The 14,415-nt window shown below is 56.0% G+C and carries 8 protein-coding genes; all 8 read right to left on the bottom strand.

Annotated elements, in window-relative coordinates:
* Positions 1-262: 262 nt before the first annotated feature.
* A complete protein-coding gene (locus F4V72_RS15405) occupies positions 263-1,429 on the bottom strand; it encodes a bifunctional tRNA (adenosine(37)-C2)-methyltransferase TrmG/ribosomal RNA large subunit methyltransferase RlmN (RefSeq protein WP_000003212.1) in 1,167 nt (388 codons plus the stop codon).
* 169 nt (positions 1,430-1,598) lie between these two features.
* The gene (gene ndk / locus F4V72_RS15400) at positions 1,599-2,030 is read right to left on the bottom strand and encodes a nucleoside-diphosphate kinase (RefSeq protein ID WP_000963847.1); all 432 of its coding nucleotides are present in this window, start codon (positions 2,028-2,030) and stop codon (positions 1,599-1,601) included.
* Between the two features lie 120 nt (positions 2,031-2,150).
* The gene (locus tag F4V72_RS15395) at positions 2,151-3,014 is read right to left on the bottom strand and encodes a 4Fe-4S dicluster domain-containing protein (protein ID WP_136058138.1); all 864 of its coding nucleotides are present in this window, start codon (positions 3,012-3,014) and stop codon (positions 2,151-2,153) included.
* The gene (locus F4V72_RS15390) at positions 3,014-3,823 is read right to left on the bottom strand and encodes a dimethyl sulfoxide reductase anchor subunit family protein (RefSeq protein WP_023245980.1); all 810 of its coding nucleotides are present in this window, start codon (positions 3,821-3,823) and stop codon (positions 3,014-3,016) included. The genes F4V72_RS15395 and F4V72_RS15390 overlap by 1 nt, the downstream gene beginning before the upstream one ends.
* Positions 3,816-4,445, bottom strand: a complete 630-nt coding sequence (locus F4V72_RS15385; RefSeq protein WP_023245981.1) for a DMSO/selenate family reductase complex B subunit — start codon at positions 4,443-4,445, stop codon at positions 3,816-3,818. The genes F4V72_RS15390 and F4V72_RS15385 overlap by 8 nt, the downstream gene beginning before the upstream one ends.
* Entirely contained in the window at positions 4,442-6,820 is a 2,379-nt protein-coding gene (locus F4V72_RS15380; protein ID WP_136058137.1) for a DMSO/selenate family reductase complex A subunit, read from the bottom strand. Before F4V72_RS15380 ends, F4V72_RS15385 begins: the two co-directional genes overlap by 4 nt.
* Before the next feature lie 162 nt (positions 6,821-6,982).
* Positions 6,983-9,298: a peptidoglycan glycosyltransferase PbpC gene (pbpC, locus tag F4V72_RS15375; protein ID WP_080070294.1), complete on the bottom strand. Its 2,316-nt coding sequence runs from the start codon at positions 9,296-9,298 to the stop codon at positions 6,983-6,985.
* Positions 9,299-14,233, bottom strand: a complete 4,935-nt coding sequence (locus F4V72_RS15370; protein WP_121768225.1) for an alpha-2-macroglobulin family protein — start codon at positions 14,231-14,233, stop codon at positions 9,299-9,301.
* Positions 14,234-14,415: the final 182 nt, after the last annotated feature.

Raw genomic sequence — 14,415 nt, 5'->3', positions numbered from 1 at the left:
GATTCAGGTGCCGACGAGCCGTAATGCCCGCCCACACCGCGAAACATCAGGTGAGTTAACCTTAGTCAGACAGTATAAGCCTGTCAGGCCGCAGATGACAAAACCGCTTAAGACACAAGGCTAAACTCTTGTTGTACCGTTACATACTGCCTTAAAGTCGACAAAAACGCACCGTTATTATTGACCAGACAAGTACAACGTAAAGCATTATTCAACTGACATTGCACCACGGTATAATGAATGCACCGTGGCGCAACTGCTATCAAATAGCCTTGATATCAATCGCCTCTCCCTGCATACGCTTACGCAGGGTACGTTTAGTACGGTCAATCACGTCGCCTGCCAACTGTCCGCACGCCGCATCAATGTCATCGCCACGCGTCTTGCGTACGATGGTCGTGAAACCATAACTCATCAAAACTTTAGAAAAGCGATCGATACGGCTGTTGGAGCTGCGGCCATACGGCGCGCCAGGGAACGGGTTCCACGGAATCAGATTAATCTTACAAGGCGTCTCTTTTAATAGTTCCGCCAGTTGATGCGCGTGTTCAGTGCCGTCGTTGACGTGGTCAAGCATCACGTATTCAATCGTCACGCGCCCCTGATTGGCGTTGGATTTTTCCAGGTAGCGGCGAACCGCGCCCAGGAACGTTTCGATATTGTATTTTTTGTTGATCGGGACGATTTCGTCGCGAATGGCGTCATTCGGCGCATGCAAGGAGATAGCCAGCGCAACGTCTATCATATCGCCCAGTTTATCCAGCGCAGGCACCACGCCGGACGTTGAGAGCGTTACACGGCGTTTGGACAGGCCGAAACCAAAGTCATCGAGCATAATTTCCATCGCCGGTACGACGTTGGTCAGGTTAAGCAACGGCTCGCCCATCCCCATCATGACCACGTTGGTGATCGGACGCTGGCCAGTGACTTTGGCCGCGCCGACAATTTTCGCCGCACGCCAGACCTGACCGATAATTTCCGATACGCGCAGGTTGCGGTTAAAGCCCTGCTGCGCAGTTGAACAAAATTTGCACTCCAGCGCGCATCCTACCTGTGAAGAGACGCACAGCGTAGCGCGGTCGTCCTCCGGGATGTAGACCGTTTCAACGCGCTGATCGCCGACAGCAATCGCCCACTTAATGGTACCGTCTGAGGAACGCTGCTCTTCCACCACCTCCGGCGCGCGGATTTCCGCGACCTCTTTTAATTTGCCGCGCAACACTTTATTGATGTCGGTCATCTCATCAAAATTATCGCAGCAATAGTGATACATCCATTTCATCACCTGATCGGCGCGGAAAGGTTTTTCACCTAAGTTTTTAAAAAACTCGCGCATCTGCTGACGGTTTAGATCCAGCAGGTTGATTTTTGCTTCGTTGTTGGGAACTACCGGGGTGCTGCTTTCAGGTGTGACAATTTGTTCAGACATATGCTATTCCGGCCTCGTTATTACACGTTATGGCCCCTGGAGGGTTGAAAAAAGAAACGCCCCGGTGAACTTGCTGCTCGTCCGGGGGCGCTGCATTGTACAAATTTTGCCGCAAGGATGCCACGTCTGCACGCGGCATTAGCGAAAATAATGTGTAAAGATGCCCCGATTAACGGGTGCGCGGGCACACTTCGCCTTCACCGAAGAAAAAGGCGATTTCGCGCTGCGCGGATTCCAGCGAATCCGAACCGTGGGTGCCGTTTTCAGTAAAGCTGTCAGCGTAGTCGGCACGTAGCGTACCAGCCAGCGCGTTCGCCGGATTGGTGGCGCCAAGCAGATCGCGGTGACGCTGTACCGCATTTTCACTTTCCAGCACGGATACCACGATAGGACCAGAGGTCATGAACTCCACCAGACCGTCAAAGAACGGCTTGCCGTCGTGCTCAGCATAGAAGCCGCGCGCCTGCTCAACGGTCAGGTGCAACATTTTGGTACCAACAATCCTGAACCCTGCTGCTTCAAAGCGCGCAAAGATGCTGCCAATAACGTTTTTTGCCACCGCGTTGGGTTTAATGATGGAAAAAGTCCGTTCAATAGCCATGTTTACCTCTGAAAAATGTTCTGTTGTTATGTCAGGCGCGGATTATAAAGAGCATCCCATCAATTGCCTATGGATGCAGGTAACATTTTTTTAAAATAAAATGAGCATTAGCAACAAAAGTCAAAGACGCATAGCAAACTCATGGTGCTGACACAGCAAGCAGCGCGTGTGTTCAGGCGTGAGAGCATGGAAAGTCCGTTCGCAGCTTTCGCAGGTGAGCGTATGCGCCGCAACATGCCGCGTTTGCGCGGGTTCCACGTCAAACCGCAGCCGCAGCGCCTTATGAGGACATACCGCCACACAGCCACCGCATCCCGTACAGCGCGCCGCCGCTATCGTTAGGGTATCGTCGGCAAACTGGATAACGTTTTCCGGACAGCTTCGCCAACAGGCTCCGCACATCCTGCATACTTCCAGGCTGATTTCGGGCACGCATTCGCTGAGGGCGGAAAACGCCTGCCTGAGACGCCGTTTCCCCGGCTCGACGGCGCATGGAGTAATGGTGTCGCGCGGAACATGAAACAGCGTGCGCCGCGAAGCGTTAATCTCTGCGCCGACAACGTGTTTAAAAGACCAACATGGCTCACCGTAGCGGCGTAGCGCTAAATTTAGCCCCGCCATCGCCATCAACCACTGCGCCGACCGCTCTACTATAATATCAATAAAGCGAATACCATACTGGCTGTGCCAGAGAAGCAGCTCATCGACCGTTGACGCCTGTAACGAAAACGGCCCCACCAACGTATTCCCCTGCACAAAGCGTTTAACCGGTTTGACACCGGTAATGGCGTCAACAGGACAGACAAACAGACAGTCGCCACATGCTATGCAGCGCGTCGTATCTATGCTGACCTGCCCCTGCGCCAGCGAAAACACCTGCGCCGGGCAAACATCGGTGCAAGCGCGGCAGGAAGAAAAACGAAAACGACGCCGAACGCAGGCCTGCGTCACGTCTACCGCCGGATCGATCGTCAGATTAACCATCAGCCAATACTAAAGAAGACGTAGCGCAGCACAATCTCGCCGATAAGCAACAATACGCTGCCCACCACCAGAGTCCCTCTGGCATTTCGCAGACCGCCAGCGGCAAAGCAGAGCATTCCCACCGCTGAGACACACCAACCGAGAATATAGACGTCACGCAACTGCGCCAACGCCTGTAGCGGACGATGCGGGAAAGTTACGACCGTCGTATCCACCGCATGGATATCCGCCAGCCATAGCGGCTGCATGATCAGGCGAATCAGCACCATCAGTGCGACCACCACCACGGCGCAGCGCATTGCGGCGCCAGCGTTGCGCAGATAAGCCAGCGCAATGACTAACGAGCCGATAATGCCTGACGTACCAAAGAACAGCGCCAGCGTGTTGCTATGCTGCCAGGTCGCCACCGAGGCATGGATATAAATCTGTGCCATGCAGAATACATCCACCAATCCGAGCGCTGCCGCCAGCGCCAGCAGCGGTTGCCAGCCTGGTTTACGGAAAAACAGCAGCACAACGCCCAGTCCCAGCGCCGCCAGATAAAGGCTGGCAAAGACGATTTCGCGACTCAGCCACGAACTGGCGACATGACGTAACGCGTTTAGCGCATTCAGGGGATAGCCCATGTGCAGCGCTGAAGCGAGCAGCCCCACGCAGGCCAGTACAAACGCTCCCGCCATTGCGGGAAGCGCGCCGCGTGCAGGCACTCGTCCATCTACGGCGTACTGGCGGCCCAACGCCAGCCACAGAGTCACACCCACAGACCCTTGCAAACAGAGCGTAAAAATCAGCAGCGGTAACTCATGCATGGCGTTTACCCTCTTTTTCTGCGCCCTGATGCGCTTTGACAACCAGATTAGGTTTGGTGATTGATGAATCTGGCAGCCCGTTCACGTCACATACGCTGCCGTACTTCGCGCGCAGTTCATCAATAGGGCCAAACTTGATGGCCTCCAGCGGACAGGTCGCGACACAGACGGGCTGTTCACCTTTCGCCTGTAAATCAATGCACATATCACACTTGGACATTTGACCAGTCTGCTCGTTAAGTTGCGGTGCGCCATAAGGGCAGGACCAGGCGCAATAGCCACAGCCGACACATTTGTCGGTATCAACGCGCACGATGCCGTCGCCCGGACGTTTATGCATGGCGGTGGTCGGGCAATTTTTGGTGCAGATCGGGTCCGCGCAGTGGTTGCAGGAAATAGAAAGCGTATAAGCAAATACGTTGTTGCTGACCCCGCCCTGCCCGGTCGGGATGAAACTCCCGCCCTTGACTTCATAGACGCGGCGGAAACGACGACCTACTTCCAGATTATGTTTGTCTTTGCAGGCCACCTGGCAGGCTTTACAGCCGGAGCAGCGTGAGGAGTCGATAAAAAATCCCAACTGTTTATCGCTCACCGGCGGAAAATGTGTAAACTGACTCATGCTTTAACCACCTCCACCAGCATGGTTTGATGTGAATTTCCCTTCGCCAGAGCGGTAATACGGGCCGAACTGAGGACGTTCGCGCAGCCGCCTTTATCAATACCGTTCTTATCCGGCTGCCACCAGGCACCAGCCTGCATCGCAACAACGCCGGGAATAATGCGCGGCGTCACTTCCGCCGGAATTTCGCAAATCCCGCGTGGATTATGAATGCGTACCATGTCGCCATGCGTAATGCCGCGCTTTTGCGCATCCTGCGGGTTGATCCACAATTTCTGCTGCTGAACTTCAATCAGCCACGGGTTAGCGTATTGCGTTGAGTTGGCGCGGTTTTTCCCTTTCCACGTAATTAACTGAAGCGGAAAATCTTTCGCCAGCGCATCCTCCGGGCCTTCATGCGCGGGAACGTAGTGCGACAACGCCGGGATTTCCGGATGCTGCATGTCGTACAGGCGCTTCGAGAAGATCTCTATTTTCCCTGACGGCGTCGGGAACGGATGATTGTCCGGATCGCGAATATTGTCTTCAAAGGCGACAAACGGCGCGCTTTTGAACAGATGCTGACGGGTCTTTTGCAGCGTGGCAAAATCCGGCAGATTTTCGTCCGGCATCGCCAGGCGCGTCTGTTCCCAGATGTGTTCAATCCACGCTTTCTCATCGCGTCCCTGGCTAAATTCGTTCTCAATGCCTAATTTCGCTGCCACCTCATGCAGCCAGTCGTAGTCGGAGCGACGCTCAAATTCAGGCTCGATCAGTTTTTCAGAGAGAATCAGGTAGCTTGCCGTGCCCCAGGTTTCCCCGATGTTCCAGCGCTCCATGAAACTGGTTTCCGGCAGCAGTAGATCGGCGTATTTCGCGCTCGGTGTCATAAACAGATCGCTGGCAATAATAAACTGGATCTTTGACTCATCCTCCAGTACGCGTACCGCCTGATGCAGGTCGGGGTTCTGATTCGCCAGATAATTCCCGGCCAGCGAGAACAGAATACGGATGTTACCATCCAGCTCATCGGCATCTTTCAGCCCAACATCCGGCGTCACTTTGCTGGCATCGTCTGCGGCCTGCACCCAGTTCATTACCGAAATTTTGGCTTTTACCGGGTTATCCGGCATCTCCGGACCCGCGGCGAATTTACGGTTAGCGCAGCCACCGTAGCCCGCTGCCCAACCACCTTTGATGCCCACATTACCGGTAATGGTCGCCAGCAGGGTCGAGCCGCGTGCGGTGCGCTCGCCGCAGTTGTGGCGCTGTGGTCCCCACCCCTGAATCAACGCGGCGGATTTGGTATTCGCGTAATCACGCGCCAACTGGCGAATGGTTTGCGCCGGCACATGGGTGATCTTTTCCGCCCACTCGGGTGACTTAACAACACCGTCTTTGGCGCCGATTAGATACGCCACCAGCGATTCGTTAGCCGGTACGCCTTCCGGCATTGAGGCTTCGTCAAAACCGATAGCGTAGCGCTCAATAAACGCGCGATCGTGCAGATTCTCGCTGATGATGACGTACATCATCGCGTCCATCAACGCATTGTCGGTAGTAGGCAGCAGCGGAATCCACTGATCGGCCAGAGACGCAACGGTGTCGGAATAGCGCGGATCGACCACGATAAACCGCGTACCGTTCTGCTTCATTTTCTGCAAGAAATAGTTGGTATGGCCAAAAATGGTCTCCGTCGGGTTATGGCCCCACAGAATCACCAGTTTGGTCTCTAAAAGCGTATCCAGCGAACTGCCGCTGGCGGCAGTGCCGTAAGTATAGGGCGTCGCAGCCGCCGTGTTACCCATACTCACAGAATGGTAGCTTTCGAGATAACCACCGGTCAGATTCAGCAGGCGACGCGCCATTTTATCGCCGGAAAAGGTACCGCCGGAAACAGCGGTGCCAACATGAACATAGCGCGAAGCCGGGCCATATTTTTCGGTAATCGATTTTAAATTATCGGCGATTAAGGTTGTCGCTTCATCCCAGGAAATTCGCTCGAATTTTCCTTCACCGCGTTTTCCTACGCGCTTCATGGGATATTTAAGTCTGTCAGGATGATAAACAAATTTACGGTATGCGCGTCCACGAACGCAGGCACGCATCACCGGCATTTGCGCATCCAAAGCATTATCAGGCCGCGTTGAAATTCGCGTCACGATACCGTCACTGACATGCGCCCGAATATCGCATTTGCCCCCGCAGTCAAATGTGCTGCATGTCTGGACGACTTTTTCCGCAGGCCTATTTTCAGTCACCGTTGCCACGCGCTCCTGAGCCGTAGCTGTCGAAGAGACAAACGGTAGCGCAATAAGCGCGGAGCTGGCCTGGATAAAATTGCGTCGGGAAATAGCGGGCTGTTCGCCATTTCCCTGGCTTTTTATTTCTTTCATGATTCAACTCGTTAAATAAAAACGTATTCTCGCGGTTTTGCGCGTTGGATCTTTTGATATTTATCAATCTCCCTCTTTAAGGGTAATCAAGGAATAATTAATAATTATTAATTATCATTAACCTTAAAATAAAAGAAATTCATAATGTATTCAGAATAATTGTTAACGCATTAATTCAAAATTAACCGCCGCAACCTGACCTGACTCATCTATTACGACAAGTTGATAACGTCCAGCGATATTTAATAATAAAGAAAGGCGATTGTTTGCGCTATTAACAGGTTCGCCGTTTAAAAACCACCAGCGATGCCCTTTACCACCGGTAGTCGAGACGGGCAGCGTGACATTTTCCTGACCGGGCAATTGCCTGATCACTGCGCCTTCCCTTATCCCTGACAGCATTAACGGCGCAGCATTACTGCCCTGTAGCGGCGGGCAGAGGGCGGATGCCACGGGCAAGCGGGCGCTACGTCTTTCCGTCGACGGCAGCCACGGCTCCAGTGGACGCGGCCAGACAATAAAAGTGTGCTCACGCGCCTGCGGGCAGTCGGCAGCGACACGCCGTCCCGTATCATCCAGCCAGACCGGGAAACGAATACCGTTTATGCCTTCCTGTTCCGGTAACAGCAGTGTGGGCGGCTGGCTATCGTCAAGCAGCCAGGTCGCCAGTCGGCGGCGACAGTTGCTGTCTCCGGGAGGCAGAGACTGTCCGCCCGGCCAGCAAATGACGCCGCGGCTTACCGTCTGCGGACGCGGATCTTCCGGCAGGCGTCCTGCATGCGCCAGTAACAGATTATTGACCTGGTTAAGCAATGGCACCGCGCTGGCAAAACCAAATTGTCCCACCACAGGCGTGCCGTCGGGTCTGCCTGTCCAGATGCCGATGATATAGCGCGCGTTAACGCCAATAGCCCACGCATCGCGATAACCGTAGCTGGTGCCGGTTTTCCACGCCAACGGCACAATGCGCGGCAGCGCGTTATCCGGCAAGGGTTGTGCTTCATCCGCCATAATCCGTCGAATGATCCAAGCCGCTCCCGGCGACATTAATGGTCTTTCCCACAACGGATCGTCCGGCTGTAACCGTAGTTTCGCCGCTTTCCCATGGCGGGCGAACGCGCTGTACGCCGCCGCCATCTCGTCAAGACGCGCGCCCGCGCCGCCCAGAATCAGCGAAAGATTCGGCGCCGCGCCGGCAGGCAAATATAGCGGCAGGCCGACGTTACGCAGTTTTGCCGCAAATCGTTTCGGCCCATAGGCTTCAAGCACCTGAACAGCAGGCAAATTCAGCGAACGTACCAGCGCGTCACTCATGCTGACCGGCCCGTGAAATCCGCTGTCGAAGTTTCCCGGACGGTAATCTCCGGTGCGGCGCGGAACGTCCTGTAATAATGACGCGGGATGGATCAAAGCGTCATCCAGCGCCAGACCATACACAAAGGGTTTGAGTACCGATCCCGGCGATCGGATCGCCGTTACCATGTCGACATGGCCAAAACGGCTGTCGTCATTCAGGTCTACCGACCCTACCCAGCCGCGCACGCTCATATCGGTATGATCGACGACGATCATCGCCAGCGAACTGCGTGCAGGCAGCCGCCCTTTCCATACCCGCGCCAGATCTTCCAGTTGCCGCTGCAACCCGGCGTCCAGCGTGGTCACAATTTTGTCGTTCTGGCTTTTGCTCAACATCATTCGGGCAAAAAGCGGTGCCAGTTGCGGCATTTGACGCGGCGCCAGCCAGACCGGCTCTTCACGCGACTCGCGTACCGTTTCGGCAGGCCAGACGCCCTGCGCCGCCATCCGATCCAGCACTTTATTCCGCGCCGCTTCGGCTCTCGCTGGCCAGCGGTCGGGGCGTAACCGGCTCGGCGCCTGCGGCAACACGGCCAGCAGCGCCGCGTCAGCGTAGCTCAGACGCGCGGGCGACTTGCCAAAGTAGGCCCAGCTTGCGGCGCCAATACCCTGTAGCGTACCGCCGAACGGCGCGCGGTTCAGATACAGCGTCAGGATGTCGCGCTTGGAAAGATGCCATTCAAGCTGGAGAGCGCGCCAAAGTTGGCGGATTTTACCGCCGAACGTGCGCGGATGCGGGTCCAGCAGTCTCGCCACCTGCATGGTCAGCGTACTACCACCGGAAATAACGCGTCCGGCGGTAAGATCCTGCCATGCCGCGCGCGCGACGGAGAAAGGGTTAACGCCAGGGTGCTGCCAGAACCAGCGATCTTCGTAATTGATTAAGGCCTCCAGGTAACGGGGGGAGACCTCTTCAATGGTTACCGGATAACGCCAGATCCCCCCGGCGTCGGCAAAACGCCACAGCGGCGTACCGTCATGGGCTACCACAACCCGCGCAGGATGGACTTCATTGAGGGGCAACGGCCAGAGGTTATCCGCCGCCCATAACGCCAGGAGAATGAAAAAGGGCGCGACCGCCAGCCACAGCCAGCGGCCACGTTTACCACGCCAACCGCTCATTTAAGGCGTCACAATCAGCAGCCCCTCGCTCGCGCCGGTCGCCCGCCACTGAGGAACATACATCGATTCCACCTGCGGTTGTGGAAGCTGGTACGTCCCCGGCGTTACCGCGCGCGCCAGGTAGACCAGCGTCACGGGTTGACCTTCGTTAACGGCGACGGCAGCCACGAACCGATCGTCGCGGAACTCCATATGCTGAATATCCGCCTGTTGCATCTGATTAAGCAGATTTTGCACCTCGCTACCGCTCTCCGGCAGGCTGGCGCTGCTGTCAGCCAGATTCTGGTTTTCCAGCTCCAGCCCGGCCGGAAGCAGGTCTACCACCAGCGCATCCGGCACATTGCGATCGGCCACCACCGTTAACCAAACCAGCACCAGTTCGCCACTACGCAACGTGGAAAGCGATTTGCGCTGACCATCAGTCCCCAGTATTTGTCGTTCAATCTGCAAAACGTTGCTGGCAGGCTCAGGCGCAGATGAGGGATAACCGCTGCTATCCAGACGCAGCCATAGCGGCTGGCTGCCGGCGTTCGTCACCTCAAGGGCGGACAGTTGGTCAGCATCCAGATTACGGGTCAGCGCCTTGTCGCCCGACAGTGGCTGCGCCTCAAGCGATGTCTGCGCCTGCCAGGCGCCCGCGCTGGCCTGTCGCGAATGCGCGGCGAGGAACAAGGCATTGTTCTCCTGGGTAGAGAGCCAGCGCTGACCGAAGGCCTGCTCAGAAAGCGAGCTTAATAGCGCGTTTTGCGCGTCCGGTTTGAGGTTGTTCTCTTCCAGTAGCGACAACATCAGAGCGTTATCGCGCAGAGAACTGCCGTAATCCGCTATCCATTGACGTTCGTCCTGACGCGGCGTATTCAGAGCCAGCGTAACGGCCTCTTCGCCGCGTCTGGCATCGCCCATCGTTTTTAACGCGATGCCCAATTGCATCAGCGGCAGCCCTGAAGCCGCCTGACTACGGCGCTCCCAGATTTCGCGCAGCGCCCCGAGCGGCGCTTTCTGCTGGCGCGCCAGCACCAGCGCGGCGTAGGCCTGAGCGGCAAAAGTACTGGCCTGTGTATTATCGCTATAACGAATCAGCATCATGCCAGGATCTTGCAGATAGCGCAGCAGTCGCTCATTGCCCTGATTAATCGCTTCCGGCGGGACGCTGTACCCCTGCTCGCCCGCGCGAACGAGGAAATCCATCGCGTAAGCCGTTAGCCAGTACTCTTCCGCCCCATTTTTATCCCATAGCGCAAAACCGCCGTTATCACGCTGCATCTGCAGTACCCGGGAGATGCCGATATCCACTGCTGCGCGACGTTTTTCATCGCTATCGCCGACAATACCGAGCATCTGCAATTGAGCGGCATTGGTATACAGCGCCGGGAATAACCCGCTGGCGGTTTGTTCCAGACACCCGTACGGATACGCTTTCAGCTCACGAATGTAGCGCGCCAGATTGAGCGGCGGTTTTCCGCTTAGCAGCAGTTGTCCCTGTAACGTGGCTGGCGAAACGTTTGCCAGATGCTGCGCTGGCACGTGCCAACTCTCTCCCGGTGCCAGCGCAATACCGCTATTTACCGTTTGGGCAGGCCAGGCCGGACGCACGCCTATTTTCCACTGTTTATGCTGCGCGCCGAGGGTTTCTCCCGGCAGATTCAGACCGCTAATGGTCGCCTGGATTTCGCCTTCGCCAAAACCGTCCAGCGCGCGTACCGGAACGAATAAGGTGGTGCGCACGCCCGGCGCCAGGTTGACCGGTTGCGGCTGCTGGCTAAGCAGTTCCAGTAGCCCATTGGCGGCGAGAGAAATATTAAGCGTCTGCGGACGGTCGGTCAGGTTGGTGACGTCCAGCACCAGTCGCGAAACATCGCCCCCCGCCAGAAAACGCGGCATATTCAGCTCGGCAATCACTGGCGCGGCGACAACGACTTTGCTTTCGCCGCGACCAAAATCTCCTGCTGTCCATGCCTGCGCCATAACCCGCAGTTCGCCGTTAAAGTCGCCAATCGGCAGCGTTACGACGCCTTCGCCCTGCTCATTGAGCGTGATCGGCTGCGCCTGCTGCGCGATGATATTGACATGGTTTACCGGCGGTTTTCCGCCACGCTTAAGGTCGTCGCCATCGCCGCCAAAACGCAGCGCCGCCAGCCGCCCCTGCCCTTCAATGACCTGGCCGTAAATATCGTAGATATCCGCACCGTAGCGTTTTTGACCAAAGAACGCCTGCCAGGGGTCCGGCGTCGCGTAATCGGTGATATTCAATACGCCGCTATCGACCGCGGAGACTAGCACGTTAATCTGTTTAGGCATTTCGCCGTGTTTAACACTGGCTTTCACCCTGACGGTAAGCGGCTGATTTGGACGCATTTTGGCCGGGCTTTCCAGCGCCAGATCAAGGCGACGGTTTTCATCCCCCAGCGGTAGGTGTAGTAACCCCACGGCACGTTTTGGCGTCGCGGAGCGAGATTTATCGCCGGGACGCACCACCAGCGTACTGAGATAGAGGTCGTGGCGATTCCAGGTTTTATCCACCGGAATCGTGAGATCCAGCCCTTGCGCCGGCACATCGATCGCCTGCCACCACAGCGGGCCGTCGCTGGACTCCACCATCGCATAGCCTTTACCGGCGACCGGCGCGGCGATATGCAATTTCATGGTATCGCCTGGACGATAATTCGCTTTATCCAGTTTGAGGGTGACGCGATCCGGACGCGCCGCGCCGCTGCCGTCGCTGTTATCCTGCCAGCTATAGCCTGCCCAGAAACGAACGCTGCTGACCGTCTCATTCGGCGCTTTGACCTCCAGACGGTACGCGCCCCATTCCACCGGAAAGCTTACTTTTCCGGTCTCATCCGCGTTCAGATCCAGCGTCTGTTCGCCCTCCAGCAGATCTTTTTGATCAAACTGCGACTGCCAGCCTTCGCTTTCCGACCAGTTCCAGTAATAGTCGCGACGCTCGCGGATGAGCCGCACCTGCAAACCGGACACGGCTTTTTTCTCACCCTGCGCGTTGGCGTAAACAATATCGAATGCGGCGTTGCTATTTTCGTCGACAATCGGTTGATTAACGGTGGTATTCGTACGGTAGTCGTATACCGCTTTGGCGGCAAACTGTGGACGAATCCCCGGTAACGTATCGGCGGGCCAAATCGCCTGCTCTACGCGACGAGTGACCGGACGACCACCAGATTCCAGCAAGCTGGCCTGTAAAATCACCTGCAACGGCGAATGCGCTTCTTGCCATTGACTTGCGGCGCTCACTTCACCGCGTCCGCTTTTATCCAACGTAACCTGAACTTCGTCCAGGCTGCGCGAAAGATTCTCTTCAGCAATATTGCCGAACTGGAAGCCAGGCAACGCCGCGACGGCGTCGCGCTGCGGACGCAGGAAAAGCTGCCCTTGCAGGGTATTGCCGCTAGCTGGAGCGCCATACAGGTAATAGCCGACAACGGAGAATTTCACCTCATCCGCAGGTGCCAGCGGCGTTTTTTGCGCCGTCAGGTTGAGCGCCATCCGCTCCGGCATAAAGTCTTCAACGTGGAAATCCCACGTCCGCAGCACGTTATCGCCAGTATTGGCGCGGACATGCCACAAGCCGGTCGGCGCGCTGCTATCCAGTGGATAATTCAAACGATATAGTCCGTTTTCCGGCTGGCTGACGACGGTACGCATCACCTGTCCGTCTGGTTTTACCACTTCCAGCTTAACGGGTTGATCGGGCAGCATTTTACCGTCGCTATCGCGCAGTAATCCGTTAAGGATAACCGTTTCGCCCGGTCGGTAGAGATCGCGCGGGCCAAACATAAAGAACTGCTTGCTGTAGCCGGGCGCGCCAGCAACATTAAATTCCGACAGATCCAGCGCCGGAAGTTTGAGATCGAGCAGCGTGGTCTGCCCCTCTTTACGCGCCAGTAATAGCGCTGCCGCTTTATCAGCCTCCAACTGCACATGTCCCTGCGCATCGCTCGTCGCCTGCGCCAGCGTCTGACCTTTATCATTCAGAAGAACGATCTCAATTCCCGACTGCGCCGCGCCGTTTTCCAGGCTTTGCGTAAAGACATCCAGCCGATTATGGTAACGGTGCGCAGACACGCCGATATCGCTAAGGGTAAACAACGTGGCGGCATTACTATAGTTGTAGTGTCCAGCCTGATTCATTACTGCTACATATACGCCCGCCTGTTGCAGCGGCTTAATATCGCTTAATGGCAACAGCAGTTTCTCACGCGTATTGCGCGCCGGATTAAGATCAAAACGGCCGGTATAAACCAGATCCGCCATTTTCAGCAGATTGTCGGACTCCCAGTTAGAGAGCGAACTACGGTACTCCCACTGGCTGACAAATGACGCCAGCGATTCAGGCTTAACGCGGAAAAAGTTCACATCGACATGGTTGACGTTAAGCGCCATGACCGGCAGTCCTTCCGCTATTTTTCCCGGCAACAGCGATCCCCGACTGGCAAAGCCAACGCTTGGCTGGACATCACGCGTGGTAATCGTTTTTTCATAAGGCTTGCCGAAGGTGGCGTTATTCAGCGCCTTAACGGCGGGATCAACCGTGACCACCAGTACGCGCTCAGGTTCCAGATGACGTAACCTAAGCTCTTTTAAATTTGGCGCCAGCTCCCATGCGCCGTCAACGCTGCCGCTTTTTTTATCAACCACGTGAACCACACGGGAGAAATCTTGTTCGGGATCTAAAGGAATTGAAAACGTCAGCACCAGCGTCGCCGCGCCGTCGAGCTGCGCTTCGGAGGCGTCTAATAGCGTGAGCGTTTTCCCCTGGCTTTGCTGCGCCAGCTTTTGTAACTGTGCCGGGTCTTTCGCGGGCGAGGGTTGCGCCGCGGCTGACGCCTCGTTTTTTGTCGTCGGGGCGGTTTTATCGTTGTTATCGCATCCCGCCAGCGCCAGCATGATAATGCAAGCTACCACGCGTAAATGTTTCATTTTTCATCCCTGGCCTTAATGGCCTGTCAGCAACGGTTGATGAGATATTATGCGCGAGAAATTTTATTGTGTAAGTCCGTATTACAACAATGAAACGAGATTTTTACGCAGAAATGTGGTTTCGCCAGCCAAAACAGCCTCTTCTACTTGTCCCTTTCCGGGAAACGTCCGACAATTTGACC

It is taken from the genome of Salmonella enterica subsp. diarizonae (assembly GCF_008692785.1).
GTDB lineage: Bacteria > Pseudomonadota > Gammaproteobacteria > Enterobacterales > Enterobacteriaceae > Salmonella > Salmonella diarizonae.
Note: the sequence above shows the minus strand (reverse complement) of the source record. Positions and strands in the feature narration are given on the sequence as shown.